Annotated in this window: 27 protein-coding genes; 14 read left to right on the top strand and 13 right to left on the bottom strand. The window is 65.8% G+C overall.

Annotation, left to right across the window (positions count from 1 at the left end):
• The first annotated feature begins 468 nt into the window (after window positions 1-468).
• Window positions 469-1095: an FAD-dependent monooxygenase gene (locus QF047_RS18050; protein ID WP_307282044.1), complete on the top strand. Its 627-nt coding sequence runs from the start codon at window positions 469-471 to the stop codon at window positions 1093-1095.
• A 6-nt stretch (window positions 1096-1101) separates the two neighbouring features.
• Here QF047_RS18050 and QF047_RS18055 read toward each other — a convergent pair whose 3' ends face one another.
• Complete coding sequence (locus QF047_RS18055) at window positions 1102-1725, bottom strand: copper resistance CopC family protein (RefSeq protein ID WP_307279870.1); 624 nt, start codon at window positions 1723-1725, stop codon at window positions 1102-1104.
• 113 nt (window positions 1726-1838) lie between these two features.
• On the opposite strand from QF047_RS18055, the gene QF047_RS18060 reads away from it, so the two are divergent.
• Window positions 1839-3281 carry an NCS2 family permease gene (locus tag QF047_RS18060; RefSeq protein ID WP_306637836.1) on the top strand — a complete coding sequence of 481 codons (1443 nt, stop codon included), beginning with the start codon at window positions 1839-1841 and terminating at the stop codon, window positions 3279-3281.
• A 6-nt stretch (window positions 3282-3287) separates the two neighbouring features.
• On the opposite strand, the gene QF047_RS18065 is transcribed toward QF047_RS18060, so the two are convergent.
• The gene (locus QF047_RS18065) at window positions 3288-4592 is read right to left on the bottom strand and encodes a sodium:proton antiporter (RefSeq protein ID WP_307279875.1); all 1305 of its coding nucleotides are present in this window, start codon (window positions 4590-4592) and stop codon (window positions 3288-3290) included.
• A 178-nt stretch (window positions 4593-4770) separates the two neighbouring features.
• On the opposite strand from QF047_RS18065, the gene hutG reads away from it, so the two are divergent.
• A complete protein-coding gene (hutG, locus tag QF047_RS18070) occupies window positions 4771-5724 on the top strand; it encodes a formimidoylglutamase (protein WP_307279878.1) in 954 nt (317 codons plus the stop codon).
• A gap of 42 nt (window positions 5725-5766) precedes the next feature.
• Here hutG and QF047_RS18075 read toward each other — a convergent pair whose 3' ends face one another.
• Together QF047_RS18075 and QF047_RS18080 are read right to left on the bottom strand one after the other, a co-directional pair.
• On the bottom strand, window positions 5767-6435 hold the full coding sequence (locus QF047_RS18075) for a response regulator (protein WP_306637833.1): 669 nt from the start codon (window positions 6433-6435) through the stop codon (window positions 5767-5769).
• Window positions 6432-8048 (bottom strand): sensor histidine kinase, encoded by a 1617-nt coding sequence (locus QF047_RS18080; protein WP_306639242.1) that lies wholly within the window; start codon window positions 8046-8048, stop codon window positions 6432-6434. Before QF047_RS18080 ends, QF047_RS18075 begins: the two co-directional genes overlap by 4 nt.
• Window positions 8049-8347: 299 nt before the next feature.
• On the opposite strand from QF047_RS18080, the gene QF047_RS18085 reads away from it, so the two are divergent.
• From QF047_RS18085 to QF047_RS18100, 4 genes are all read left to right on the top strand, one after another.
• Window positions 8348-9358, top strand: coding sequence for a tripartite tricarboxylate transporter substrate binding protein (locus QF047_RS18085; RefSeq protein WP_307279882.1), 1011 nt, complete (start codon window positions 8348-8350; stop codon window positions 9356-9358).
• The gene (locus QF047_RS18090) at window positions 9355-9858 is read left to right on the top strand and encodes a tripartite tricarboxylate transporter TctB family protein (RefSeq protein WP_306637831.1); all 504 of its coding nucleotides are present in this window, start codon (window positions 9355-9357) and stop codon (window positions 9856-9858) included. Before QF047_RS18085 ends, QF047_RS18090 begins: the two co-directional genes overlap by 4 nt.
• Window positions 9858-11402: a tripartite tricarboxylate transporter permease gene (locus QF047_RS18095; RefSeq protein ID WP_306637830.1), complete on the top strand. Its 1545-nt coding sequence runs from the start codon at window positions 9858-9860 to the stop codon at window positions 11400-11402. Before QF047_RS18090 ends, QF047_RS18095 begins: the two co-directional genes overlap by 1 nt.
• A 78-nt stretch (window positions 11403-11480) precedes the next feature.
• The gene (locus QF047_RS18100; protein ID WP_306637829.1) at window positions 11481-11873 is read left to right on the top strand and encodes a universal stress protein; all 393 of its coding nucleotides are present in this window, start codon (window positions 11481-11483) and stop codon (window positions 11871-11873) included.
• On the opposite strand, the gene QF047_RS18105 is transcribed toward QF047_RS18100, so the two are convergent.
• Window positions 11870-12784 (bottom strand): fumarylacetoacetate hydrolase family protein, encoded by a 915-nt coding sequence (locus QF047_RS18105; protein WP_307279886.1) that lies wholly within the window; start codon window positions 12782-12784, stop codon window positions 11870-11872. The genes QF047_RS18100 and QF047_RS18105 overlap by 4 nt on opposite strands.
• A 226-nt stretch (window positions 12785-13010) precedes the next feature.
• Between QF047_RS18105 and QF047_RS18110 the strand changes: the two genes are divergently transcribed.
• Window positions 13011-13271, top strand: a complete 261-nt coding sequence (locus tag QF047_RS18110; RefSeq protein ID WP_307279889.1) for a hypothetical protein — start codon at window positions 13011-13013, stop codon at window positions 13269-13271.
• A 91-nt stretch (window positions 13272-13362) separates the two neighbouring features.
• Here the strand turns inward: QF047_RS18110 and QF047_RS18115 are convergent, their stop codons facing one another.
• From QF047_RS18115 to QF047_RS18130, 4 genes are all read right to left on the bottom strand, one after another.
• Window positions 13363-13599, bottom strand: a complete 237-nt coding sequence (locus QF047_RS18115) for a hypothetical protein (protein WP_306637826.1) — start codon at window positions 13597-13599, stop codon at window positions 13363-13365.
• Between the two features lie 163 nt (window positions 13600-13762).
• Window positions 13763-15355 carry a histidine ammonia-lyase gene (gene hutH / locus QF047_RS18120; protein WP_307279892.1) on the bottom strand — a complete coding sequence of 531 codons (1593 nt, stop codon included), beginning with the start codon at window positions 15353-15355 and terminating at the stop codon, window positions 13763-13765.
• 2 nt (window positions 15356-15357) lie between these two features.
• Window positions 15358-17109, bottom strand: a complete 1752-nt coding sequence (locus QF047_RS18125; RefSeq protein ID WP_307279894.1) for a urocanate hydratase — start codon at window positions 17107-17109, stop codon at window positions 15358-15360.
• Window positions 17110-17245: 136 nt separating this feature from the next.
• Window positions 17246-18079, bottom strand: coding sequence for an IclR family transcriptional regulator (locus tag QF047_RS18130; protein ID WP_373427048.1), 834 nt, complete (start codon window positions 18077-18079; stop codon window positions 17246-17248).
• Between the two features lie 289 nt (window positions 18080-18368).
• On the opposite strand from QF047_RS18130, the gene QF047_RS18135 reads away from it, so the two are divergent.
• Both QF047_RS18135 and QF047_RS18140 read left to right on the top strand, forming a co-directional pair.
• A complete protein-coding gene (locus QF047_RS18135) occupies window positions 18369-18824 on the top strand; it encodes a hypothetical protein (RefSeq protein WP_307279897.1) in 456 nt (151 codons plus the stop codon).
• Window positions 18821-19135, top strand: coding sequence for a transcriptional regulator (locus QF047_RS18140; RefSeq protein WP_306637822.1), 315 nt, complete (start codon window positions 18821-18823; stop codon window positions 19133-19135). Before QF047_RS18135 ends, QF047_RS18140 begins: the two co-directional genes overlap by 4 nt.
• Before the next feature lie 252 nt (window positions 19136-19387).
• Here QF047_RS18140 and QF047_RS18145 read toward each other — a convergent pair whose 3' ends face one another.
• Complete coding sequence (locus tag QF047_RS18145; RefSeq protein ID WP_307279902.1) at window positions 19388-20362, bottom strand: NAD(P)-dependent alcohol dehydrogenase; 975 nt, start codon at window positions 20360-20362, stop codon at window positions 19388-19390.
• Window positions 20363-20609: 247 nt separating this feature from the next.
• Here QF047_RS18145 and QF047_RS18150 point away from each other — a divergent pair, with 247 nt between their 5' ends.
• Together QF047_RS18150 and QF047_RS18155 are read left to right on the top strand one after the other, a co-directional pair.
• On the top strand, window positions 20610-22115 hold the full coding sequence (locus QF047_RS18150; RefSeq protein ID WP_307279905.1) for an amino acid permease: 1506 nt from the start codon (window positions 20610-20612) through the stop codon (window positions 22113-22115).
• 26 nt (window positions 22116-22141) lie between these two features.
• The gene (locus QF047_RS18155; RefSeq protein WP_307279907.1) at window positions 22142-22777 is read left to right on the top strand and encodes a LysE family translocator; all 636 of its coding nucleotides are present in this window, start codon (window positions 22142-22144) and stop codon (window positions 22775-22777) included.
• An 81-nt stretch (window positions 22778-22858) separates the two neighbouring features.
• On the opposite strand, the gene QF047_RS18160 is transcribed toward QF047_RS18155, so the two are convergent.
• On the bottom strand, window positions 22859-23722 hold the full coding sequence (locus QF047_RS18160) for an SDR family oxidoreductase (RefSeq protein WP_307279910.1): 864 nt from the start codon (window positions 23720-23722) through the stop codon (window positions 22859-22861).
• Between the two features lie 97 nt (window positions 23723-23819).
• On the opposite strand from QF047_RS18160, the gene QF047_RS18165 reads away from it, so the two are divergent.
• The gene (locus tag QF047_RS18165) at window positions 23820-24209 is read left to right on the top strand and encodes a helix-turn-helix domain-containing protein (protein ID WP_306637817.1); all 390 of its coding nucleotides are present in this window, start codon (window positions 23820-23822) and stop codon (window positions 24207-24209) included.
• A 217-nt stretch (window positions 24210-24426) separates the two neighbouring features.
• Window positions 24427-24690, top strand: coding sequence for a hypothetical protein (locus tag QF047_RS18170; RefSeq protein ID WP_307279913.1), 264 nt, complete (start codon window positions 24427-24429; stop codon window positions 24688-24690).
• A 1-nt stretch (window position 24691) separates the two neighbouring features.
• On the opposite strand, the gene QF047_RS18175 is transcribed toward QF047_RS18170, so the two are convergent.
• On the bottom strand, window positions 24692-25441 hold the full coding sequence (locus tag QF047_RS18175) for a 3-hydroxybutyrate dehydrogenase (RefSeq protein WP_306637815.1): 750 nt from the start codon (window positions 25439-25441) through the stop codon (window positions 24692-24694).
• A 49-nt stretch (window positions 25442-25490) separates the two neighbouring features.
• The gene (locus tag QF047_RS18180) at window positions 25491-26873 is read right to left on the bottom strand and encodes an MFS transporter (RefSeq protein WP_306637814.1); all 1383 of its coding nucleotides are present in this window, start codon (window positions 26871-26873) and stop codon (window positions 25491-25493) included.
• Window positions 26874-26901: the final 28 nt, after the last annotated feature.

Raw genomic sequence — 26901 nt, forward strand, 5'->3', positions numbered from 1 at the left:
CCGTATGTTGCGGCTATTCTGCCAGAAACCGGACCTTTCCCCGTGCACCCGTTTCCGCAGCAGCCGCTGCGCAGGAAGGCCCGCTTCCAGTTCTCACTATTCTCCGTCCACCGTTCCATAGCAAGCCTGTTCAGGGCCGGAAAGCGCAGGTTATCCACAGGCCTGCAGCCGTACTGGCCGGAGGCCTTCGACGTCACCGGCCCAGGCCCTGCGGCAGGACCAGTCCCCGCCTTTCGGCGGCACCGTGGAAAGCGTGTTCACCCGCAGGGGAATGTTTCGGGATTGGGCTATCCACCACCTGAATTGTTCTGTAGTCTTCAGGACATTGTTGGTCCGGGACGCCAAGACATTCGAGTAAGTGCTGCCCGGCCATACACTGCGGCCGGACTTTGGGGGTAACGGGACGCGCGCGGGCGACGACGCCTGCACCTGCCGAATCTTCGAAGGAGGGAAACTGTAGTGTCAAGCATGCCTGGGAATGCCGGGACCGAGCAGACCACCACTGTGATCATTGGCACGGGCCTTTCCGGCCTCGCCGTGGCCGCCGAACTGTGCCGCCGCGGGGTTGATTCGATAGTGGTGGACGGACTGGACATCCTGGGTGCGGCCCAGCCGGCCAACACAGCATCCCTCCAGCGCTGCGACGCAGCGGATCCTGCCACCCTCCGTGAACGCAACGAGATACTGCGCCACCTCCGCAACTATGCCGCCAGCCACGCTGTGGATGTCCGGAACACCACCCGCGCTGTCCAATTGACCATGGTGGAGGGCACGGCCGGGGGGACTGCTGTTCCGCAGTGGGAGGTGCATACCCCCACCGGCGTCCTGATTGCCAACCACATTGTCCTGACCCGCTGTGCGCACAGCCAGTTGCGGCGGATGATCAGCGACTTCGGGATCGCGGTGGGCCGCAACCTTGCCGCTGCCATGCGCGCCATCGGCATCTACCTGGTGGGCGTAGGCGAACTGATAACCCCTTCGCCCAAGGAAGTTCTGCGCCAGGCCAAAACGGTGGGCCACGCCATTTCCGCCAAGGTTCACCCGGACGGCGCTCCGTCCCCGTTCACCGGAAGCCTGGCGATCCTGCCCTGCTAGCGCCACTCAGCGCTCGTCGTCGGTGCCCGCCGTGAGCCTGCGGCGGGCACCGATGGCGAGGATGGCAAGCAATCCCACCGCGGCCGCGGCGAAGATGACGATGCTCCACTGGAACGGCTCGCCGGAGCCGGCGGAATCCGGTGCCGCTGTTTGTCCCGGCTGGGCGGTTCCGATGGCGGGAGCGGTGCCGATGGCGGGAGCTGTTGCCCCCGCCGTCGAACTGGCTGCCGGAGCAGCCCCACCGGCAGCCGCAGCGGCCGTGAACCTGAAGGTCCCCTCAATAGGGTGCGAGTCAGAGCTGACCACCCGCCAGGCAACGGTGAATTGCCCGGCCGGCGCGCCGGCCTTGAGCTTCTGGCTGGCCACGTTGTCCACGATCTCCACAGTCCCGTCCGCCCACTCTGCGCCAGAGGCATCCTTGATGGAAAAGGACGAGCCGATCCCCAGCGGGTTGTTGCTGAAGGTCACCGACACGTTCTCCGGCGGAACGGGTACCGAAGCCCCTTCGGCGGGGCTGCTGGATTCGGCGGCGTCGTGCGCGGCTGCGGGACCGGCCAGTCCCAGGACCGCGGCGGCACAAACGAAGGACCCGAGCACAAGGCTCAGTAAACGGCGGCGGATGGATCCCATGCTTGGACTGCTCCCTTGGTGTTGGCTTCCTAACAGACTAGGCGAAATTGGCGGGCATCCGGCCGGAGCCCCCATAGGATTCAGGTATCCCCACAGACTCCCCCGGAGGACTAATGCTTAAGCAAGGCTCTGCCCTGGACCGGTATTTCATGATCACCGAGCGCGGCTCCAACTACTCCCGCGAGATCCGCGGCGGCTTCGCCACCTTCTTCGCAATGAGCTACATCGTGGTCCTGAACCCCCTGATCCTTTCCGGCCCGGACTCCAGCGGCACCACGCTCGGTTTTCCCGCGGTGGCCGCCGTCACCGCCTTCGTGGCCGGAATCCTCACCATCCTGATGGGAGCCTGGGGCAGGCATCCCTTCGCACTGGCCACAGGACTGGGCGTCAATGCCTTCGTGGCCGTCACCGTGGCCACGAACCCCGGGCTGACGTGGCCGGACATGATGGGCCTGGTGGTCCTTTCCGGCGTCACCATGCTGATCCTGGTCCTTACCGGTTTCCGCACCGCCGTTTTCAGGGCGGTACCGGACGGGCTCAAAACGGCGATCGTGGTAGGAATCGGGCTGTTCATCGCCCTGATTGGACTGGTCAACGCCGGATTTGTCCGCCGCATCCCGGACGTGGCCGGCACTACCGTCCCGGTTGGTCTCGGCTTTGAGGGCAAGCTGCTTGGCTGGCCCACGGCGGTATTTGTGTTCGGCCTGATCCTTACCATCGCCCTGGTGGTGCGCAAGGTCAAGGGTGCCATCCTGATTGGCATCATCACCTCCACTGTCATCTCCGTGATCCTGGAATTCACGCTGCATATCGGCCCCAGCGTCCAGCCAGGCAAGCCCTTCAACCCGCAGGGCTGGTCACTGGTGGCGCCTGCCTTCTCAGATTGGGCAGCACCGGACCTTTCCCTGATCGGCAAGGCCAACCCGTTCGGAGCCTTCGGGCACCTTGGCTTCGTAGCCGCCACCCTGCTGGCCTTCGTCATCCTGCTGAGCATCTTTTTCGACGCCATGGGCACCATGGTGGGCCTGGCCAACGAAGCTGGCACGGTGGACGAGCACGGCAACATTCCCGACGTCGACCGGGTCCTCCAGGTGGACGCCCTCGGGGCGATCGTCGGCGGCGGCGCCTCCGTGTCCTCCAACCAGATCTACGTCGAAGCCGGCGCCGGGATTGGCGAAGGCGCCCGCACGGGTATTGCCTCGATCGTCACGGGCCTGCTGTTCCTGGTGGCCATGTTCTTCACCCCGCTGATCAACCTGGTCCCGTTCGAGGCCGTGGCCCCAGCCCTGGTGGTGGTGGGCTTCATGATGGTGTCCCAGGTGGGCAAGATCGACTGGCAGGACTGGGGCATCGCCATCCCGGCCTTCCTCACCTTCACGCTGATGCCGTTCACCTACTCCATCGCCAACGGGCTCGGCGCGGGGTTCATCTCGTACGTCCTGATCCGGACTGTCCAGGGACGGGTCAAGGACATCCACCCGCTGATGTGGGCAGTGGCCGCGGCTTTCCTGCTGTTCTTCGCTATTGGTTCCATCGAGGCGGCCCTGGGCATGTAGGCCCGCTCACACCGGCGTGTTGGGGGCCAGGCCCTCATCTCCGGACACGGCCCGGGCCTTTTTCAGGCGGAGCCTGTCCAGCCGGTTCATCAGCGGCGTGGTGGTGGCGCCATGGATCACGATCGAGAGCGCCACCACCAGCCCCACAAAACCCCACAACCACTCCGCCTGGTCGGCAAACCGGCCCTTGCCCAGCGCATAGGAGAGGTAGTACAGCGAGCCGATTCCGCGGATTCCGAAGAACGAGAGGGCAATTCTTTCCCGCGGGCCGGTCTTGCCGCCCAGCAGTCCCAGCCACCCTGCCAGGGGCCGCACCACCAGCAGGAACGCGAGCGCCACCAGCACCTCGGCCCAGCCGATCCCCGCCAGCAGTCCCCGGCCGATGGCGCCGCCCAGCAGGACCAGGATCACCACGGTGAGGAGGCGTTCCAGCTGCTCCACGTAGGAGTGCAGCACCCGGTGGTAGCCGTGGGTCCGTTCGGCGGTACGGATGGTCACAGCGCAGACAAACACTGCGATGAACCCGTAACCCTCGATCATTTCGGTGACGCCGTAGGCCAGGAAGGTGGCGGCGAGCGCCACAAAGCCCTCGGAGTGGTTGGACAGCCGCAGGCTTTCGGCCCGGGCAGAGAAGAAGAGCCTGGCCAGGACCTTCCCGGTCAGGAAGCCCAGCAGCAGCCCGACGGCGAGCCGCCACAGCACATCCACGCCGAACCATTCAGGAAACCAGGCGGACGGGGATGATCCGACGATGCTGATGGCGATGGCAAGGTAGACGAACGGGAAGGCCAGTCCATCGTTGAGTCCGGCCTCGGAGGTGAGGCCGAAACGGACCTCGTCCTCCTTGTTGGTGCCGCCGTCGTCGTCCGCGGGCTCGCCCACCTGGACCTCGGAGGCAAGAACCGGGTCCGTGGGCGCCAGGCTGGACGCCACCAGCAGGGCGGCACCCAGGCCCAGGCCCAGGAACCACAACCCCAACAGGGTCAGGCCAATGATGCACAGCGGCATCGCGATTCCCAGCAGCCGCCAGGTGGTGGACCAGAGCCGGCGCCCCACCGGCCGGTCCAGGGCCAGCCCCGCGCCCATCAGGGATATGATCACGCAGACTTCCGAGAGGTGCAGGACAAAGTCGCTGTGGACCAGCGGGTCCGGATCCGGAAGCGTGGGAATCAGGGCGAACGCCGCCATGCCCGCCCCGAGGAACACCATGGGCATGGAGAACGGCACATCGCGCAGCAATTTGGGGAGCACCGCGGCGATGAACACGGCAAGTCCGGCAGCGGCAAACAGGATGCTGGGGGCTTCAAACACGATACTGTTCTCCGGCCTGGGTCGGTTGCGCCCTGCTGGCGCGGCAAGTTGGCACTGGATCCCGAAAGGGGTTGTTCCACCCTAACCCCTCCCGTTTCCCCGGGCAGGTTCTTGAATTCCAGACACCACGGGGGCGGCGTTGCTGGTTTTCGCCCCAGGCATGCGGTGAGCTTGATCCATGCCTGCCTTCCTGCCTGCCGTCGACGTCCCGCCCCAGCCCTGGACCGGCCGCTTCGATGGCGACGGCGCGGAGCACCTCCGCTGGTGGCAGGCAGTGGAAGCGTACGACGCCGGAGGGGCAGCTGACCCGGAAACGAAACCTGCCGCGCTGCTGGGCTTTTGCAGCGACGAGGGGGTGCGCCGGAACAAGGGCCGCACGGGCGCGGCTGCCGCACCGGCTGCGCTGCGCGCCGCCCTGGGACCGCTGGCATTCCACCTGGACCGCGCCATAACAGACGCCGGTGATGTGGTGGTTACCGGCACCGGCCTGGAGGCAGGCCAGGAACGCGCCGGCCGGGCAGTATCGGCAATGCTCGACGCCGGGTGGCTCACCGTGGTGCTGGGCGGCGGCCACGAAACCGCTTATGCCAGCTATTCCGGCGTGGCCGGATCCGCCGCTGTGCAGGCCGGCCTGCGGCTGGGCGTGCTGAACCTCGACGCCCACTTCGACCTGCGCGACGAGCCCGTACCCAGTTCCGGGACGCCGTTCCTCCAGATGGCCCGCGCGGAAGCGGCCGCCGGACGCGACTTCCGCTACGCCGTCGTCGGAATCTCCGAACCCAACAACACCCGCGCCCTGTTCCACACAGCGCAGGAGCTGGGCGTGCGGTACCTGCTGGATGAGGACTGCGGCGAGGAGCGGGTGCAGGAGTTCGTGGCCGGGTTCCTTGCGGACATCGACGTCCTCTACCTGACGATCGACCTGGATGTGCTGCCTGCAGCGGTGGCGCCGGGCGTCAGCGCACCTGCGGCGTACGGCGTGCCGCTTCCGGCCATCAGTGCCGTGTGCCGGCAGGTGGCCCGGTCCGGGAAGCTGCTGCACCTTGACGTCGCGGAACTGAACCCCGCATTCGATATTGATGGCAGGACAGCGAAGGTTGCCGCACGGCTGATCAATACGCTGCTGCGCTGAGCCTGCTCCCTCCCTTAGGGGCCGCCGGGATGAGTGGCAGGCTTACTGACCCTTCAAAACGTAGCGCCGTTCCGGACGCCCCACCCCGTATTTGAGCCGCACCGCCAGCGTTCCTTCGTCGTGCAGGTACTCCAGATAGCGGCGGGCGCTGACCCGGGACGTGCCCAGCCGCTCGGCCACCTCGGCCGCGGACACGTCACCCTCAGCCGCGTTGAGGGCGGCTTCCACCAGCTTCAGCGTCTCGATGCTGCAGCCCTTGGGCAGCGGCCGCTCCGTCCGGTCCAGGCCGAACACCCGGTTGACGTCCGACTGCTCCGCCACATCCTTGGCTGAGTCCAGGCCCTGGTACGCGCTGCGGTAATGCTCCAGGCGCTCCTGCAGGTCCGACTGGGAAAACGGCTTGATCAGGTAATGCACAATCCCGCCCCGCAGTGCCTTCCGCACGGTTTCCACCTCGCGCGCAGCGCTGATCACCAGCACGTCCAGTTCCGGGGCAACATCCCGCAGCTTCTGCATGAGGTCCAGCCCGTTGATGTCCGGAAGGTGGATGTCGAGCAGCACCAGGTCCGGCTGCAGCCGCCCGGTTTCAACCACGGCCTGCGCACCGGTGTGGGCCACTCCCGCCACGGTGAAGCCCGGCGTGCGCTGGATGAAGCCGGCGTGCACCTTGGCCACCATAAAGTCGTCGTCAACGATCAGCACCTTGATCATGGTTTCGTTGCACCTCCTTTGGGCTGCGTTGTACCTCTGGTGAAACGTGCCGTGAAAACTGCTCCGTTGTCATTGGCCACGGTGAGGTCGCCTCCGGATCTCCGGCAGACCACACGGGACAGGGCCAGTCCGAAGCCGCGCCCCTCCGCAGGCTCCGCTTCCTTGGTGGTGAACCCCTGGCGGAAAATCTCCTCCACCGCCTCGTCCGGGACGCCCGGACCGGTATCACGGACGGTGACAGTGACCTGATCAGCCCCGGTGCGCGGATTCCTCACGTCCTCCACGAGCACGCGGACAGCGGCGTCCGGAAGTCCTGCCACGGCGTCGAACGCGTTGTCCACGAGGTTCCCCACTACGGTGGTGAGGTCACGGGACAAAGCATCGCTGACCGGCGGCAGGGCGGATTCGGGATCCAGCTGCAGGGCCACGCCGCGCTCAGTCGCGAGGCTGGATTTGGCAATCAGCAACGCGGCGAGGGCGGGGTCCTGGATCCGGCTGGTGACTTCATCGTTGAGCCTGGTCCGGTCCAGGGTGGCGCCGTTGACGAACTGCACCACGGAATCATATTCGCCGATCTGGATCAGGCCTGAGATCACGTGGAGCTGGTTGGCGAACTCGTGGGCTTGCGCGCGGAGCGTATCCGTGGCGGTGCGGGTGGCGCCCAGCTCACGCTCGAGCGAGGACATCTCGGTCCTGTCGCGCAACGTGGTTACGGAGCCTATTTCACGGCCGCGGGACCGGATGGGCACCCGGTTCAGCACCACCAGCCGCTCCCCCACCAGCACCAGCTGGTCGGGGTCCGGCTGGTTGCGCGTGAGGACTGTCTTAAGTGCCGGGTCCACGCGAAGCGATGCAACTTTCTTGCCGACGCAGTCTGCCGGCAGGCCCAACAGTTCGCGGGCACTGTCATTGGCCACCGTGATGCGCTCGTTCGGGTCGAGTGCCACCACCCCTTCCTTCAGCCCATACAGCATGGCTTCCCGGTTTTCCACGAGGCCGGTAATCTCACTCGGCTCCATGCCGAGGGTCTGGCGTTTGACGCGCCGGGACAGCAACAGGGAACCGGCCACGCCCAGGACACTGGCCACACCCAGATAGGTGAGCAGATTGGGAACTGCATCCCCCAAGCGCTCCAGGGTGGTGGGATAGTTCCGGCTGATGGAGGCGATGCCGATCATCTTTCCGGCGTCATCCAGCACCGGAACGTGCGCGGACAGGACCGCCGCATTGCTTTCCGCCACTACACCGGTCCAGGCGCGGCCCTCCATGACCCGGCTCGACCCAATGTCCAGCTTCTCGCCCAGCAACCCGGGGTCTGAGGAGGCCACCACGGTACGGTCCTGCTTCGCCAACGCCACTTGGGAGGATCCGGACAACGTCCGCACGGCCTCCGCCACGGCGGGCAGTGCCGCCCCGTTGCGGGGCTCGGCGGTTGGCAGCAGCTCACGGACCGCCGGGTTGTTGCCCAGTGCCTCGGCAGCAGAGAGCGCGCGCCGGCCCTCGACCCGCTCGAACGTGGCGGCGGACTGCGCGAGGGAGATGGCCACCACGGCCACCAGGACCGCCAACACAATCAGCAACTGCAGCACGAGGTATTGCCCCGCGAGGGACATCCCTCTTCGTCGAGTCACTGTGGTTGGTCCTTTGGGTGGTTCAGCACGTATCTCCGGCCAGGCGCGGGCATTTTCGGCCGCGCCGCGGAGGTAGGGGAACTATACCGCAGCCAGCGCCGGAGCCAGGGCCTGCAGGCTTTTCAACCCCGGGGCGAACAGCGGCGGTTGGGTCTGCGAAACGTGAACGCAATGAACTTAACTTTCTCTGCGTACACAAGAGTGACCGGCATCACGGCGCAACCTAGCATCGAATCACCAAGTCAGTCTTGCTGATCATTTTTCATGAGAGAAGGAACACCATGCGCCAGATCCGCGCATTGCGTATTGCCGCCGTCGCTGCCGGCATCGCCCTGATGGCCACCGGCTGCGGTGCCACCGGAAAGAGCTCCACCGGTTCGGAAAGCTCCGGCGCTGCCGCCGGACCCATCACCGGGCTGCAGATCATGGTCCCCAACACCCCGGGCGGCGGCTATGACACTACCGCCCGCGCAGCAGCGAAGGTCCTCGATGACGAGAAGATCTCCAGCAACACCGAGGTCTTCAATCTCGCCGGCGCCGGCGGCACCGTTGGCCTGGCCCGCGTGGTCAATGAAAAGGGCAACGGGGACCTCGCCATGCTGATGGGCCTCGGCGTGGTGGGAGCGAGCTACACCAACAAGTCCGAGTCGAAGCTCACCGAAACCACTCCGCTGGCCCGGCTCATCGAGGAACCCGGCGCCATCATGGTCGGCAAGGACTCCCCTTACAAGACCATCGATGACCTGGTGACGGCCTGGAAGGCCAGCCCCGGTTCCATCTCCGTGGGCGGCGGCTCCTCCCCCGGCGGCCCTGACCACCTGCTCCCAATGCAGCTGGCGGGCGCAGTAGGAATTGACGCGACGAAGGTCAACTACGTCGCCTACGACGGCGGCGGCGACCTGCTCCCCGCAATCCTCGGCAACAAGCTCGGCTTTGCCGCCTCCGGCGCAGGCGAGTTCCTGCAGCAGATCAAGTCCGGCGAAGTGCGGGTCCTGGCGACCAGCGGTGACAAGCGCCTTGAGGGCGTGGACGCCCCCACGCTGAAGGAATCCAACATTGATCTGGTATTCACCAACTGGCGCGGCATGGTGGCCCCTCCCGGCATCAGCGACGCGGACAAGGCATCCCTGATCGCCGCCCTTGAGAAGATGCACGGAACCGAGGGCTGGAAGGAAACACTGAAGACGCGCGGCTGGACTGACGCCTTCATCACCGGCGACGAGTTCAAGTCCTTCCTCGCCGACCAGGACAAGCGGGTGGCGGACGTGCTCACCAAGCTTGGGTTGGCGTGAGCTCCCTGACCTCAGGCCTTAAAGGCCGCGCCGAGCTGGGGGTTGCCCTCCTGCTCGGCGCGGCCGGCGTCCTGGTCTTCGTGGACGCCAACCGCCTGGTAACCCCGTACTCCCAATCCGATCCGGTCGGGCCTAAAACGGTTCCCTACGTCGTTGCCGGCCTGCTGCTGGTAACCGCCGTCCTGTTGGCCATCAACGTCATGCGCGGCGGCCAGGGCGAGGCTGAAGGCGGCGAAGACGTGGACCTCACCCATCCGGCAGACTGGAAGACCGTCCTGCCCCTTGCCGGCGCGTTTATCCTCAATATCCTGCTCATCGACTGGGCGGGCTGGGTTATTTCCGGCACCGTCCTGTTCTGGGGCTGCGTCCTTGCCCTTGGGAGCAGGCACTACATCCGTGACGGGCTGATCTCCGTGGCTATGTCCCTGCTGACCTTCTACGGCTTCTACCTTGGCCTCGGCATTGCACTGCCCGCCGGACTCCTGGAAGGAATCCTCTGATGGACGTCTGGTCCTCACTGATGGACGGGTTCGCCACCGCCCTCACCCCCATGAATTTCCTCTACGCCGTGATCGGTGTACTCCTGGGCACCGCCGTCGGCGTCCTTCCGGGCCTGGGCCCGGCCATGACGGTAGCCCTGCTGCTGCCGGTCACCTATGCCCTCGAACCCACCAGCGCTTTCATCATGTTCGCCGGAATCTACTACGGCGGCATGTACGGCGGCTCCACCACCTCCATCCTGCTGAATACACCGGGCGAATCGTCGTCGGTGGTGACGGCGATCGAGGGCAACAAAATGGCCAAGGCCGGCCGGGCGGCACAGGCGCTTGCGACGGCGGCCATCGGCTCGTTCGTTGCCGGCACCATCGGCACCGCCCTGCTGGCAGTCTGCGCACCGATCGTGGTCCAGTTCGCCGTCAGCCTGGGCGCCCCCAGCTACTTCGCCATCATGGTCCTGGCCCTGCTGGCCGTCACCGCCGTCCTGGGTTCGTCCCGGCTCCGCGGGTTCGCCTCGCTGGCGCTCGGCCTCGCCATCGGCCTGGTGGGCATCGACTCCGTCACCGGCCAGCGCCGCCTGACCTTCGGCCAGCCGCTCCTGGCGGACGGCCTGGACATCGTAGTGGTGGCCGTTGCCATCTTCGCCGTCGGCGAAGCCCTCTGGGTTGCCGCGCACCTGCGCCGCACTCCCCTGCACGCCATTCCCGTGGGCCAGCCCTGGATGGGCAAGAAGGACTGGGCACGCTCATGGAAACCGTGGCTCCGCGGAACGTTGTTCGGGTTCCCCTTCGGCGCCCTGCCGGCAGGTGGCGCGGAGATTCCCACGTTCCTGTCCTACGTCACAGAAAAGCGCCTCAGCAAGCACCCGGAAGAATTCGGCAAGGGCGCGATTGAGGGTGTCGCCGGTCCGGAAGCAGCCAACAACGCCGCAGCCGCCGGCACGCTGACCCCGATGCTGGCCCTCGGCCTGCCCACCAACGCCACCGCCGCGGTGATGCTGGCGGCTTTCACCTCCTACGGCATCCAGCCCGGTCCGCAGCTCTTCTCCAGCCAGGGACCGCTGGTCTGGGCACTGATCGCCAGCCTCTTCATCGGCAACTTCCTGCTCCTGATCATCAACCTGCCGCTGGCACCCCTGTGGGCCAAGCTCCTTCAGCTCCCCCGCCCGTACCTGTACGCAGGCATCCTGTTCTTCGCCACGCTGGGCGCCTACTCGGTGAACCTGCAGGCGTTTGACCTGGTGATCCTGCTGGTCCTCGGCGCACTCGGGTTCATGATGCGCCGGTTCGGGCTGCCCGTGCTGCCGCTGATCCTCGGTGTCATCCTCGGCCCGCGCATCGAAGGCCAGCTCCGGAAGACGCTGCAGCTCAGTGCCGGCGACCCGGCAGGGCTGCTCAGCGAGCCGATCGCCGTCGTTATTTACATCATCGTGGGACTCATCCTGCTGTGGCCGCTGCTTTTCAAGCTGGTCCGGCGGAACCGCCCGGCGCGCAGCCCGCTGATTCCCGCAAATTCCGGTGCTCCCGAACCGACGGATGTTGGCTGACCAGTCCCGGACACCGCCTCCTGGACAGACCCCTTGGCACCGATCCCAAGCAATAGACCTACAGAAAAGAGAACAACCATGACCATCGTGGTGGGATACGTCCCGACTCCCGAGGGTGAAGCAGCCCTGACGCAGGCCATTGCCGAAGCCAGGAAGAGCAACTCCACGCTGTTGGTCATCAACTCGTCCAAAGGCGACGCGCTGGTGGACAACCGCTATGCCCAGGAGCCGGACATCCAGAGCATCGAGGACCGGCTGGCCACGCAGGGCATCGACCACGTCATCAAGCAGCCCGTCCGTGGCCACGATGCCGCCGCCGAGGTCCTGGATGCCGCGGAGGAGAACAACGCTGAACTGATTGTGATCGGGCTGCGGCGCCGGACTCCCGTGGGCAAGCTCATCATGGGCAGCGTGTCCCAGCGGATCCTGCTTGAGGCGGACTGCCCGGTCCTGGCAGTGAAGGCCGGTTAGCTGGACTGAAGCTGTGCCTGCGGCGCCTGCTCGGCACGCGCTGCTCCTGATGCGCGGTACAGTTCCTGGCGCTGGCGCCCCAGGCCTTCAACTTCAACCTCGACGACGTCTCCCGGCTGCAGGTACGGGAAGCGGCCGCTGAGCGCAACACCCTCTGGAGTCCCGGTGATGATGACATCACCGGGCTCCAGGCGCATGTACTGGCTGCAGTGGTGCACCAGGGTGGCGGCGTCGAAGATGAGCCCGGAGGTGGACGAGTCCTGCCGCGGCTCGCCGTTCACCCAGCTGCGCAGGGCCAGGTTGCCGCCGTCGATCTCCTCTGCCGGAACAAGCCACGGGCCCAGGGGGCTCGAGCCGGGCAGGGACTTGCCCTTGGTCCATTGGCCGGCCGCGCCGGGAATCTGGTATTCACGCTCGGAGAAGTCGTTGGCGGTGACGTAGCCGGCGATGCAGTCCTTGGCCTCTTCAACGGACTGAAGGTACGTTGCCTCTGTACCGATCACAACGCCCAGTTCCACCTCCCAGTCGTATTTCATGGAGTGCGGCGGAACGGGAGCGAGGTCATAAGGCCCCGTCACGGTGTTCGACGGTTTGAGGAACACCACAGGAATCTCCGGCGGCGCGGAGCCTGACTCGGCCGCGTGCGCGGCGTAGTTCATGCCAATCCCCACCACGGCTCCGGGCCGGGCCACCGGAGCACCGATGCGCAGGCCGGCTGCTCCCTCGAGGACAGGCAGGGCGCCGGCGTCGAGGGCGGCCCGCACCTTCGCAAGCCCTCGGCCGGCGAGGAAAGCGCCGTCAACGTCCCCTGTCAGGGGCAGCAGGCTGAAGTACTCTTCGTTTCCGTTAGCGGATGAAGCCAGAACGGCGGGCTGTTCCTTGCCGATATCCCCGAGGCGCATGATCTTCATACAGGATTCCTTCTCTCTGAAGTCCGGTTAACGATGGCTTAGCACTATGGTGTCGGAGGCGGGCGGGCGTTCGCCAGTGCGCCGATTGTGACTGCCGGCTGCAGCCACGGTTTCGGGCCGTTGACGGACCGCTAAGGCGGGCTACATAGGACAGTCATCTGACATTTAGAGGACCTACCGGTAGACTGGGTTGGCCCTGGGGGACGAAACACAGAAAGTTCAGTACATGCCTACAGCCACTATGGAACGCCTTCCGGCCTCCTCCGACTCTGCGGAAGAGCTGCCGGACCGGACCATCGACCTGGAGTTTTCCACTGCAGGCGAAGTGCACGCCGGTCTGGAAGAGGCAGTCGCCGGGCTCATCGAGACCGCCGCCAAGGACGCCTCATGCGGCATCCTCGTCACCCGGCTCCGTCCGGGACGCTACACGGTAGCCCTGGATGAATCAGTGCCGTTCGGCGAGACCTACGAGGCCATCGCCGCCTGACAGTTTGCGATGGTCGCCTCTCCACGCATCAACAAAAGTTCCCCGCCCTGCATCGCAGGACGGGGACTTTTGTTTGCCGTGCCAAAAACTGTCAGCCGCGTCGCACCTGCACGCCGTCGGACTTCAAAAAGAGCTGTTTCTCAGTCGGACCAGCCGGCACAAGCCACAGAACGTTGCCGCTCTGGGACACTTCCTCCACCTCCCCGGTGGCTACAACGTGCGCCTGCTTGATGATCTCCACGCGTTCCCCGGCCCGGAGAATCCTCCAGTCAGAAACAGCGGCGGAATGGGCATTGCGCCTCGATAAGACTGCCCCACGTGCTTTCATGTGAACTTCTACCCCTTTGTATATGTTCTTCCGCCACAGCTTCTTTGATGTGACTTTTACTACACCTTCAGTTCTACTACACTCCCCGCCCGCCTGATGACCGTGTCGGCGGAAATTTCACCAGGCGGACGGTTAGCGCTTTCTTTCCGAAGATTCTTCTTCTTTAGGCCAGTGCACCGACGGCCGATTCGGCGGCGCGGCGCACTCCACCTGCCGCGACGAACTGGTCCGCCGCTTCCAGTTCCGGCGAGAGGAACCGGTCCGTCCCCGGCCCGTCCACCACGGCGCGGAGGGCAGCGACGACGGCCGTCCCTGCCGGACCCGGTGTCAGCACTCCGCCGGAGAGCTGCGTGCGGATGTCCAAGGCCCGGGCAGAGGTCACCAGCTCGACGGCCAGTACGCGGCGCAGGTTCTCCACAGCCTTGCGCAGCTTGCGTGCCGCGTGCCAGCCCATGGAGACGTGGTCTTCCTGCATAGCCGAACTGGGGATGGAGTCAACGGACGCGGGAACCGCCAGCCGTTTGTTGTCGGACACCAGCCCTGCCTGCGTGTACTGGGCGATCATCAGGCCGGAATCCACTCCCGGGTCAGCCGCGAGGAACGCGGGAAGGCCATGGGAGCGGGCCGGGTCCAGCATCCGGTCCGTCCGCCGCTCGGCGATCGAGCTGAGGTCCGCGACGGCGATGGCCAGGAAATCCAGGACGTACGCCACCGGGGCACCATGGAAGTTGCCGTTCGAGCTCACCCTCCCGTCCGGCAGGACCACCGGGTTGTCGATGGCCGCGGCCAGCTCGCGGGACGCTACCAAGGCAGCGTGATCCACGGTATCGCGGACCGCACCGGCCACCTGCGGGGCACAACGGAGCGAGTAGGCGTCCTGCACCCGCGAGTCCCCCACTTTGTGCGACGCCACAATCGGCGAATCAGACAGCACGCGCAGCATGTTGTCGGCACTTGCCGCCTGCCCCGGGTGGGGACGCAGCGCGGCGTGCAGCCCGGGCAGGAACACCTGGTCGGTGCCCAACAGGGCCTCGACGCTGAGCGCGGCGGTGATGTCCGCCGTCGTGAGCAGCTGGCGAAGGTCGGCGATGGCCATGAGGAGCATGCCCAGCATTCCCTCGGTCCCGTTGACCAGTGCCAGGCCCTCCTTTTCGGCGAGCGTGACGGGCTCGATGCCGTGTTCGGCGAGGAGTTCGGCGACGGTGCGCTGGCCGGGGGCGCCAACCAATTCGCCGTCGGGGCCTTCCGCCTGGCCTTCACCCATCAGGACGAGTGCACAGTGGGACAGCGGCGCGAGGTCCCCGGAGCAGCCCAGGGAACCGAACTCGCGGACCACGGGCGTGATGCCGGCGTTGAGGACGTCCACCATGGTCTGCAGGACCACGGGGCGGACGCCGGTGCGGCCGGAGGCGAGGGTCTTGGCGCGCAGGAACATGATGCATCGCACCACTTCGCGTTCCACCGCCGGGCCCATCCCGGCGGCGTGGCTTCGGATCAGGCTCTTCTGGAGCTGGGTGCGAAGTTCATTGGGGATGTGGCGGTTGGCCAGGGCGCCGAAGCCGGTGGAGATACCGTAGGCCGGCACGTCGCTGGAGGCGAGGTCGTCAATGTGCGCACGGACCTTGGCCACCGTTTCGAGCGCTTCGTCCGAGAGTGCCACCTTGGCGTTGTGGCGGGCGACGGCGACGACATCCTCGGGCGTCACGCCGCTGGAGCCGAGGGTGACGGTCAGCGGTTCGTGGGTAATGGTTGTCATTGTTACTCGCTTTCTGGGGCCACGCGCGCAGGGTTCCCTGGCCGAGCTTGCGAGGTTAGGGGGCGTGTGGGGATGGGGATGCGGACGCCGCGTTCTTTGGCGACCTCGAGGGCGCGCTCGTAGCCGGCGTCGGCGTGCCGGATGACGCCCATGCCGGGGTCATTGGTGAGCAGGCGTTCGAGCTTCTGCGCGGCGAGGTCTGTGCCGTCGGCGACGGAGACCTGGCCGGCGTGGATGGACCGGCCGATCCCGACGCCGCCGCCGTGGTGCAGAGATACCCAGGTCGCGCCGGAGGCGGTGTTGAGCAGGGCATTGAGCATGGGCCAGTCGGCGATTGCGTCGGAACCGTCGGCCATGGCTTCGGTCTCACGGTATGGGGAAGCAACGGATCCCGAGTCCAGGTGGTCGCGGCCGATGACGATGGGGGCCTTGACCTTTCCTTCCTTGACGAGCTGGTTGAACAGCAGCCCGGCCTTGGCGCGTTCACCGTAGCCGAGCCAGCAGATCCGAGCCGGCAGGCCTTCGAACTCGACCCGTTCCTGCGCGGCGTCAATCCAGCGGTGCAGGTGCTTGTTCTCCGGGAACAGTTCTTTGATGGCCTCGTCGGTGACGCGGATGTCCTCGGGGTCACCGGACAGGGCAACCCAGCGGAACGGGCCGAGGCCCTCGCAGAACAGGGGCCGGATGTAGGCCGGAACGAAGCCGGGGAATTCGAAGGCCCGGGTGTAGCCGCCCTTGCGGGCTTCGTCGCGAATGGAGTTGCCGTAGTCGAACACCTCGGCGCCGGCATCCTGGAACTCGACCATGGCCTGGACATGCCGGGCCATCGAAGCCTGCGCCTTCTTGGTGAAGCCTTCGGAATCGGCCTCGGCTTCGCGGTGCCATTCCTCCACCGAAATTCCCTCGGGCAGGTAGGACAGCGGATCGTGCGCGCTGGTCTGGTCGGTGACAATGTCCACGGTCAGTTCGCCGGCTTTGTGTCGGCGCAGGATCTCGGGGAACACCTCGGCCGCGTTGCCCACGTAGCCCACGGACCAGCCACGGCGCTCTTCCTTGGCCTTCAGGACCTTGGCGATGGCGGCGTCGAGGTCGGTTTCCACTTCGTCCAGGTAGCGCTTGCCGGCGCGGCGGCGCAGGCGGGTCTCGTCGACGTCGACGATCAGGCAGGCGCCCTCGTTCAGGGTGACGGCGAGCGGCTGGGCGCCGCCCATGCCGCCGCAGCCGCCGGTCAGGGTCAGGGTGCCGGCCAGGGTGCCGTCCTCGTCGCCGGTCAGCTTCCGGGCGATGGCGGCGAAGGTTTCGAAGGTGCCCTGCAGGATGCCCTGGGTGCCGATGTAAATCCAGGACCCGGCGGTCATCTGGCCGTACATCATCAGGCCTTCGGCTTCGAGCCGCCGGAACTCGGGCCAGTTGGCCCAGTCGCCCACCAGGTTGGAGTTGGCCAGCAGCACGCGCGGGGCCCACTCGTTGGTGCGGAACACACCCACGGGCTTGCCGGACTGGACCAGGAGGGTCTCGTCCTTTTCCATGGTTTCCAGGGTGCGGGTGATGGCGTCGAACGCAGCCCATGACCTGACGGCACGGCCGGTGCCGCCGTAAACCACCAGGTCGTCCGGACGCTCGGCAACTTCGGGATCCAGGTTGTTCATCAGCATCCGCAGCGGGGCTTCAGTCTGCCAGGACTTGGCGGTGAGCCCGGTGCCGCGGGCTGCTTTGACCGGGCGGGCACCGGTGGTGAAATCGGCGGGTGCCATGATGGCTCCTTTTCGTTGGTGTCTGAGGTTTCGAAGAAGTTCTGTAACAACTAAAGCCCTTGGGGAAGGGGCTTTACAGGGGTTTCAGGCCGGTGCTGTCCGGAATTCCAGACGCTCCCGCCACTTTGCGCGCCGGCTACTTCGCGGGGCGGCCGTGCAGCCGGATGGACAGTTCGTCGGCGGCCTTTTGGACCCGGCCGGCCAGCAATGGCCATTCCTGCACGGGCACTTTGTCCTCCAGGAAGGTGACGGCGACGGCCGCCGTCGGCCAGCCAAGGTGGTCCGTCACAGCGGCGGCGATGGAACCGAAGCCAGGGGTGACCTCGCCGTGTTCCGTCGCGTAGCCGCGCTGCCGGACCTGGTCGAGGTGGGAGGACAGCGCGGAGTACTTCATGATGGCTCCTTCCACCTCATGCCGGGCCGTGAAGGCGGCGGCATTCGGATACAGGGCGCGCACCTGGGATTTGGGCAGCGCGGCCAGGATCGCCCGGCCGCTGGCGGTGAGGTGGCTTGGCAGCCGGACGCCGACGTCGGTCACCAGGGACGGGCGGTTCTTGGCCCGCTCCTCCACGATGTAGAGCACGTCGCGTCCATGCAGGACTGCCAGGTGGGCGCTCTCCCCGAGGGCATCGACAAGGCTCGCGAGCAGCGGCCGGCCGAGCCGGGACAACGGTTCCTGCCGCGAGTAGGCGGAACTCAACTCGAACGCACTGATTCCGAGCCCGTACCGCTGCTCCTCATGCAGGTGGAGCACAAAACCGTTCGCCTCCATCACGCCCAGCAGGTGGTAGACACTGGAGCGGGGCAGGCCCAAGGAAGAGGCAATTTGCGACGCCGCCATCGGACCCCGCCGGGAGGCCAGCAGTTTGAGGATACGGAGCGTGTTCTCGGCAGCGGGAACCTTCGATGCCACTTTTGCGGCCGCTTTTGGTTCATTGCCGGCCTGTGGCACTGCTTCGGTAGCTAACACCGGACACTCCTTCGCTTCTGCGGTCCATCCCGGCGCAGTCCGGGATCCCGTACTTAAGCTTGCGTCCTCGCTGAGCCGCTTGGACCTATCTATACGCGCTCCGTGTCTGCTATACCAGACAACTGCCCGGACATCCTGCGATCAATGGCGAGCCTGCGCGGCTGAACCGCCGCTTTCGACCGGTAGGAAAATTAGTATCGAGAACTACTTGCATTATGGAAAGTAGTTGCCATACTCTGGCTACAGTCCGCCGGACGAACTAACGCCTGCAAAAGCAGAGGAGACCCGCATGACGAACGCACCTTTCCAAGGATCCCACCCGAGTCTGGATGAGCAGCTTCGCGCAGCCGAAGCCGGCGACGGCGGCGGTGCGCGGATCGCACGGTCGGCGGGCCTGGCGGGGGCCCGCTACGCCGCCACGATGGCCACCCTCGTGGCGTTGTACCTGTTGGTGGTCGTCTATGTCTATCCGCAGGACATCCTCTGGCTGAACATCGTGGCCACGGCAGTCTTCGTCGCCGGAATGGTTGGCACCTGTGTCACGTACGGGCGTCGGCGGAGTGCCTCCGGCTTGGGCTGGAGCAGACGGTATTCGGTCGGCTTCGCCCTCAGCGCCCTGATCTTCGGCATGGGAATGGTGTTGCTGGACCTGACCGACTCGCGCGCGGCCTGGCTCTGGATCCCCTATGCCGCGGTGACGGCGCTGCCGCTCCTGGCGGCCGGCCTGATGCGGAGCGACCGGTGAGCCCCGACGGTGCGCCGGCCCACCCCCGGCTCAAGCTGGACGAATACCTAAGCCTGCCGGTCCGGCTCAGCATCGTGGCCGCCCTCGCCCGGGTGGACGACGCCGAGTTCGGCGCAGTGCGTGATGCCATCGAAGTCAGCGACCCCGTGTTGAGTAAACAGATCGGAATACTCGAAGGTGCCAGCTACGTCAGCACCCGGAAGGGCTATGTCGGCAAGCGGCCCCGCACCTGGCTGAGCCTGACTGACGAGGGGCGCGCGGCCCTGCGCCGGCACCTGACAGCCCTGCACACACTCATCGATGGCCTCTGACCGCCGGGAGACGGCTTTGCGTCCCTTTAGTGAGCATGCGCGCAGCTGCCCCCGCCCGCTAGAGGCCACAAGCGGCCATCCGGAGCACCCAGCAGTTGGGTAGAGTCCCGGCTACCAGACATTCTGCGCGAACTTATGGACGGCAGCTCGGGGCAGCGCCCAGGGAATCCGAACCTCACCAGGCACAGCACGGAGGAATGGGCCGCCCACCGTGCCGCCATCGAAGCTGCGGCGAGGCAGGCTTGAGCCCGCTCAGACCCTGACCACTACCTTGCCGCGCGCCTGCCCGGCGCGGAGGTACTGGATGGCGGCCGGCGCTTCAGCAAGCGGGAAGACCTTATCCACTGCGGGTTTCACGCTGCCGGACTCGATCAGCGACGCAAGGGCTTCGAGATCCAGGTGCGTTTCCTTCGCGGCAAGGCCCTTGAACTTTTGGCCGGAGAACAGGGACATCAGCGGCGCACTAAGGGACCGCTCAAATCCGCCGGTCAGCCTGCCACCCCCTTCGCCACCGACGATCACCAGCGTGCCCTTGGGTACCAGCAGGCGGCGGAGGACGGACAGCGGCCGGTTGCCGGCCGTGTCGATGATGAGGTCGTACAGCTTCCCGGCGCCCGCAATATCAGAAGCGGTGTAGTCGATGACGGCATCGGCGCCCAGAGAACGCACCAGCTCAACCTTGCCGGTGCTGCACACACCAGTGACCTCAGCTCCAAAGACCTTGGCCAGCTGGACCGCGTAGGACCCTACTCCCCCGCCGGCTCCCAAAATCAGCACCTTCTGGCCAACGGTCACTTGGCCGGCGTCGCGTACAGCCTGCAAAGCGGTGACGCCGGAGATGGGCGCCGCCGCCGCTTCTTCGAACGAGAGGCCCACGGGCTTTCGGGCCAGCTTGTCCTCCTTGGCACAAACGTATTCGGCAAAGGACCCGTCGCAGGTTCCGTACACCTCGTCCCCCGCGGCAAAGCGGGTCACCCCAGTCCCAACCGCTTCCACTACGCCAGCCACTTCCCGGCCCCTAACGGGAACCTTCGGCTTCTTTAGCCCGTAACCAAAGAGCCGGACCAGGTACGGCAGTCCGGTCATCAGGTGCCACACGCCCTGGTCGACGCCGGCCGCCCGCACCCGGAGCAGCACCTGGCCGTCGCCGGGCCCGGGCCGGGCGATGTCCCGCAGCTTGAGCACATCTGCCGAACCGTAAACGTCCTGCACGATTGCTTTCATCATCGATCTCCTTCGGACTGCTGTTACCGGGCACAAACCTCAAGCAGTTCCGCGCAGTTCAACAGCGGCCCCTCAACGTAAGGAAAAGCACGCATCGAGTCAAGGGGTGTACGCACACGAACGGGACAAGCAGCGATTCAGGGTCAAGTCTGAGATGAAAGACACCAAGCCCCCGTGAGGCTCATCACGTCACCCGCGGAAGTGGTCTGCTGGTTAGCGGCTCCCCTCCCAAAGACGAGAAGGTATTTCTATGCAACCAGCACCAACCCCAACCAGGAACGAAAGTCCGGCCGCACAACAGACCGCAACAGCCGCCGTCGGAAGCGTCCTGAACCGGGGACTGAACGTGCGCCACATCCGGTTCATGGCCCTGGGCTCTGCAATCGGCACGGGCCTCTTCTATGGTTCAGCCTCGGCAATCCAAAAGGCCGGCCCGGCCGTCCTGTTGGCCTACATCATCGGCGGCGCGGCGGTATTCATGGTGATGCGCGCACTCGGCGAGATGGCCGTACGGCATCCGGTCTCCGGCTCCTTCGGCCAGTACGCCAGCCGCTATCTCGGCCCGCTGGCCGGCTTCGTGACCGGCTGGACCTACGTCTTCGAAATGGCCATCGTTGCGATCGCGGACGTGACGGCGTTCAGTATCTACATGGGTTTCTGGTTCCCGCAGGTGGAGCGCTGGGTCTGGATCCTGGCGATCATCTTCTTCCTGGCCGCACTGAACCTGCTGAGCGTCAAGGTCTTCGGCGAGCTGGAGTTCTGGTTCTCGCTCATCAAGGTCGCCGCCATCGTCGCCATGATCGCGGGCGGCGCTGCCATTATCGTTTTCGGCTTCCAGGCTGAGGGTTCAACTGTCGCTCCTGGCCTGGGCAACCTCGTGGAGCACGGCGGGTTCTTCCCGTCCGGCTTCGAAGGGCTGCTGGCTTCCTTCGCGGTGGTGATGTTCGCCTTCGGCGGGATCGAGACCCTCGGCATTACCGCCGGCGAGGCCGCCGACCCGAAAAAGGTGATCCCCAAGGCAGTCAACACTGTTCCCGTGCGCGTCCTGCTGTTCTACGTCCTCACCCTGGGGGTGCTCATGAGCCTCTTCCCCTGGGACGAGATCGGCAGCAACGGCAGCCCCTTCGTGCAGATCTTCAGCGGGCTGGGCATCCCCGCCGCCCCGCACATCCTGAACGCGGTAGTCATCACAGCCGCGCTCTCGGCCATCAACAGCGACATCTTCGGCGCCGGACGCATCCTCTTCGGACTCTCCCGCCAAGGCCACGCCCCGGCCGCCTTCGGCAAGGTGTCCCGGCATGGGGTGCCGTGGATGACCGTGGTGATGATGGCCGCGATCCTCCTGGTGGGTGTGGTCCTGAACGCCGTCATCCCCGAGGACGTCTTTATCCTCATCGCCTCCATCGCGACATTCGCCACCGTCTGGGTATGGGTGATGATCCTTGCCTCCCACGTGGCCATGAAGCGCGAAATCAAGCGGCGCGGCCTGCCGGCGTCGGAATTCCCTTCGCCCTGGTGGCCGGCCGCCTCCGTCCTGACCATCGCCTTCATGGCGCTGGTGATCGCCGTCCTCGGCGCCTTCGAAGACACTCGAATCGCCCTCTACGTGGGCGGCGCGTGGCTGGGGATTCTCATCCTTGCGTACCGTTTGTGGATCACAGGTGACGGACGACGGCGGGCCGAGCTGGTGGACGAAACATCACCGCTGCCGGTGGTCGGTCCAGTTCCGGTCACCGTAGCCCGCAGCAACGACTGAAGGAGCAGCTGGGGTTAGGATCAGGCATGGTGCCACTCTCCAACCTGCTCGCGTTTGCCCTGGCAGCGGTGATCCTGATAGCAGTGCCGGGGCCGAGCGTCCTGTTCGTGATCGGGCGCTCCCTGGCGCTGGGCTGGAAGGGCGGCGTCCTCACCGTGCTGGGCAACGCGGCCGGGCAGCTGGTGCAGGTGGCAGCGGTAGCGTTGGGCGTGGGCATAGTGGTGGCCCAGTCGGTGATCCTGTTCAGCGCGGTGAAACTGGCGGGCGCCGCCTATCTGGTCTACCTGGGGATCAAAGCCATCCGGCGCCGGCGGGACCATCTCTCCAACGAGCGCCCACCGGTGGACCCGCGGCCGCTGCGCCTGGTGGCTGAAGGCCTGGTGGTCGGTGCCACCAACCCAAAATCGGTGGTGTTCTTCGTGGCCGTCCTGCCGCAGTTTGTGGATTACCCGTCGGGGGCCATTCCGTTCCAACTGGCACTGCTGGGCATGGCCTTCCTGCTGATTGCACTGGTTTCGGACAGCCTTTGGGCCATCGCAGCCGGTTCCGCCCGCCACTGGTTTGCCAGGTCGCCCCGCCGAATTTCTGCCATAAAGGCAACCGGCGGGGCGCTGATGATCGGTCTTGGCGGCACCCTGGCCCTGACAGGTACCAAGTCCTAGCTGCCCGGCCGGCAAGGCCGGGCAGCCAGTCAGTCAGGGCAACGGGTCAGTCAGGGAACCTGGGTCAGTCAGGAAACCTGGTCAGGCAGAAACAGCGGCGGCCCGAACAGCCTCACCAAGGGAAGTAGCCGGGCGCCCGATCAGCTTGCGCAGGTCCCCCGTGCTGACCAGGAGGTCGCCGCGGGCAATGCCGAGGTCCGAATCGGCGAGGATCTCAGCGAACGCCTCGGGAACTCCAAAGCCGGTCAGCAGTCCGGCGTATTCCGCGGCCGGGAGGTCCTGGTACGAAATCTGCTTTCCCGCGGCAACGCTGATCTCGGCGGCAAGCTCTGCCATGGTGAAGGGCTCGTCCCCACCCAGCTCGTAGGTCATGCCGGCCTGGCCGCCGGCAACCAGGACAGCGGCAGCCGCGTGGGCGTAGTCGGCCCGGGAAGCGGCGCTGACCCGGCCGTCCCCCGCACTTCCTGCGATGGCACCCTGGGCAAGGGTGCCGGGCAGCTGGTCCGTGTAGTTCTCCAGGTACCAGCCGTTGCGCAGGAGGACGAAAGGAACGCCGGATTCCCGCAGGATGGTCTCCGTGGCCTGGTGCTCGGCTGCCAGCAACATTTCGGTGGTGTCCGCATTGGCGATGCTCGTGTAGGCGAGCAGTTCAACGCCCTCTGCCTTTGCGGCTTCAATCACGGTACGGTGCTGCTCCACCCGCTGGCCCACCTCGCTGCCGGAAATGAGGAGGACCTTGGCAGCGCCTTGGAGGGCGGCGGCCACCGAAGCGGGATCCGCGTAGTCCATGGCCTTAACCTGGACGCCGCGCGCCGCGAAGTCTGCCAGCTTTTCGATGGAGCGCCCGGTGGCCACGATCTCCTGCCCGGGAACATTGCGCTCCAGCAGTGCCTCGACTACGTGACGGCCCAGCTGGCCGGTTGCGCCTGTAACGACGATGCTCATGATTTCCTTCTCGTTGGGGGTTGGTCAAAGAGCACAACCACGCTCCTTTCCGATTACTTCCCGAAAGAGAGTACGCACTTTAAGGTAAGGTACTGGCATGGAAGTAAGTACTGCCGCTCCTGCGCATGCCGCACCCCTTCCCGTGGCCCTGGCCGACGGCGTTTTCCCGGCCGGGTGCCCCAGCCGTACCGTGCTGGACCACATCACGAGCAAATGGGGCGTGCTGATCCTGCTCGCGTTGTCCGAGGGCGAGCAGCGGTGGAGTGAACTGCGGCGTCGGGCCGAGGGCGTCAGCGAGAAGATGCTGGCCCAGACCCTCAAGACGCTTGAACGTGACGGCCTGGTCAGCCGCAAGGCCCAGCCGGTCATCCCGCCGCGGGTGGATTACAGCCTCACGGAGCGCGGCTACGAACTGAGTGGCCTGCTGGTTCCGCTGGTCGCCTGGGCCTTCGAGAATGCGGAAGAGATCGTTAACGGACAGCGCTGACCGGCATGGATCCCTTGAGTTCCGCGCAGCCGGCCCAAGCGGGTATGACCCCCTTGAAAAAGCGAGTACATGTTACTGGTGTGACTGGTGTGAATAGCGCATAGCTTTGGCGTAAGGTGCCAGCCGGAATGGGAGGGCCGCCCTCTGCTGGGAGCGTTCCGGTTAACCTGCACCGCCAGTGGGTGGCTTCGCTGCCGCCCGCAAGGAGTTGGTACGCATGGTGAAGACTTTTGTCCCCGACCCGGCCAGCATGGGCCAGCCCATCAGCCTTGCCACTGCAGCAGCGAGAGCGTGGAACCGGGCAAGGGCCACGCTCACCCCCAGGTCCCCTTACAAAATCGGGGACGCAGTAGTGGGCGACGATCCGTTCAGTGGCCGTTGCGAGGGAATAGTGGTGGTGCAACAGAGAAACTCCGTGGGCGTAAAAACCGCCCACGGAGTTGTGTTCTATGACCACCGGCAACTGCGGCAGCTGGACTGAGTTACCTGGCCGACCAGCCGCCGTCCATCGTGTAACTGGCACCGGTGACCATGCCGGCATGGTCGGAGGCCAGCCAAGCCACCAGGGAGGCAACCTCCTCAGGCTCCACCAGGCGCTTGATGGCGGACTCGGTAAGCATCACCTTGGCCAGCACCTCGGATTCGGGGATGCCGTGCACCTGGGCCTGGTCCGCGATCTGCTTCTCCACCAGTGCCGTCCGGACGTAGCCAGGGTTGATGCAGTTGGACGTGACGCCATGGTCGCCGCCTTCGAGTGCCGTCACCTTGCTCAGCCCTTCCAGGCCGTGCTTGGCGGAAACGTACGCGCTTTTGAACGGCGAAGCCCGGATCCCGTGCACGGAGGACAGGTTGATGATGCGGCCAAACCCGTTGGTGTACATGTGCGGCAGCGCGGCCCTGATCAGCAGGAACGGTGCCTCCAGCATCAGGGCGAGGATCCGGCGGAACTGCACCGGATCAAACTCCTCGATGGGGCTGATGCGCTGGATCCCGGCGTTGTTCACCAGGATGTCACAGTCCAGGCTCAGGGTGGCGAGCGAGTCCACGTCCAGCAGGTCAACTGCCCAGGACGTGCCACCCACCTCGTCGGCGAGCGCGGCGGCACCGGCGGAGTCGACGTCGGCCACCACCACCTTCGCTCCCCGCGCCGCCAGCTCCCTGACGCACGCGGCGCCGATTCCGCTCGCTCCCCCGGTGACCAGTGCCTTGCGGCCGTTCAAAGTGTTTTCCATTGCAGTTCCCTTGCGCTCGTCCAACAGACAGTCCGGCTGCTCAAGCAGCTCAGCGGGTCCTGGCGGGGAGCAGGCCTTCACGGGCGGCGTCGGCCTTGTCCACGTCCTCCAAGGCGATGCCCTTGGTCTCCCGCAGGCTCAGCACGGCCACCGAGGTGATGGCGCAGGCCACCACCAGGTAGATAGCGGTGGGCACCCACGAACCGGTGTCCTTCAGCCACTGGGTGGCCAGCAGCGGCGCCAGTGAACCGGCGAAAATGGAGGTCACCTGGGAGCCGAGCGAGACGCCGGAGTAGCGCATGCGGGTGGGGAACAGTTCTGCCATGATGGCGGGCTGGCCGGCGTACATAAACGCGTGGAGGCACAGTCCGATGGTCACAGCTGCCACGATGACCACCGGGCTGCGGGTATCGAACATCGGGAAGGCAAAGAACGGCCAGGCCGCACCGGAGATGGCACCGAAGAGGTACACGGGCTTGCGGCCGAACTTGTCGGCGAGGCGTCCCACCTGCGGGATGACCAGGAAGTGGATGACGTGGGCGATCAGCAGCGCCAGCAGGAGCGAGGAGGTGTCGTACTTGTGGACAGTCTTGAGGTAGACAATCGCGAAGCTGACCACCAGGTAGTACATGATGTTTTCCGCGAACCGCAGGCCCATGGCCTGGAAGATGCCCTTCGGGTATTTGCGGACAACTTCGAAGACGCCGTAGCTGACCGCCTGCTCCTTCTCCACCAGGGCCTTGGCCTCGAGGAAGATCGGGGCTTCGGTGACGTGGGTGCGGATGTAATAGCCGACGAAGACGATCACGGCGGAGAGCCAGAATGCCACACGCCAGCCCCAGCCGAGGAATGCCTCGCTGCTCAGTGTGGTGGACATGATGAACAGCACCAGCGTGGCGAGCAGGTTGCCTACCGGCACGGCGGCCTGGGGCCAGCTGGACCAGAAGCCGCGCGACTTGTTGGGGCTGTGCTCGGCAACCAGCAGGACGGCTCCGCCCCATTCGCCGCCCAGCGCAAAGCCCTGGATGAAGCGCAGTGCCACCAGCAGGGCCGGTGCCAGGTAGCCGATGTCGGCGAAGCCGGGCAGGCAGCCCATGAGGAAGGTGGCCACACCCACGATGACAATGGTGAGCTGCAGCGTGGGCTTGCGGCCCAGCTTGTCGCCGATCTGGCCAAAGACGATGCCGCCCAAGGGACGTGCCACGAAGCCGACGGCGTAGGTGAGGAAGGCCTGGATGATGCCGTCCAGTTCGTTCCCGGTGGCCGGGAAGAAGTACTTGCCGAACACCAGCGTGGCGGCGGTGGCATAGAGGAAGAACTCGTACCACTCCACCACCGTGCCCACCATTGAGGCGGCCACGATCTTTTTTAGTCCGGATCCTTTGGATGCAGGTCCGGCAGTATTATCCGCCGGGCGTTGTTCAACGCTCATGGGGTCTCTCCTTAGTGTCCACGATGAC

The organism is Arthrobacter sp. W4I7, from assembly GCF_030816215.1.
GTDB classification, from domain to species: Bacteria; Actinomycetota; Actinomycetes; order Actinomycetales; family Micrococcaceae; genus Arthrobacter; species Arthrobacter siccitolerans_A.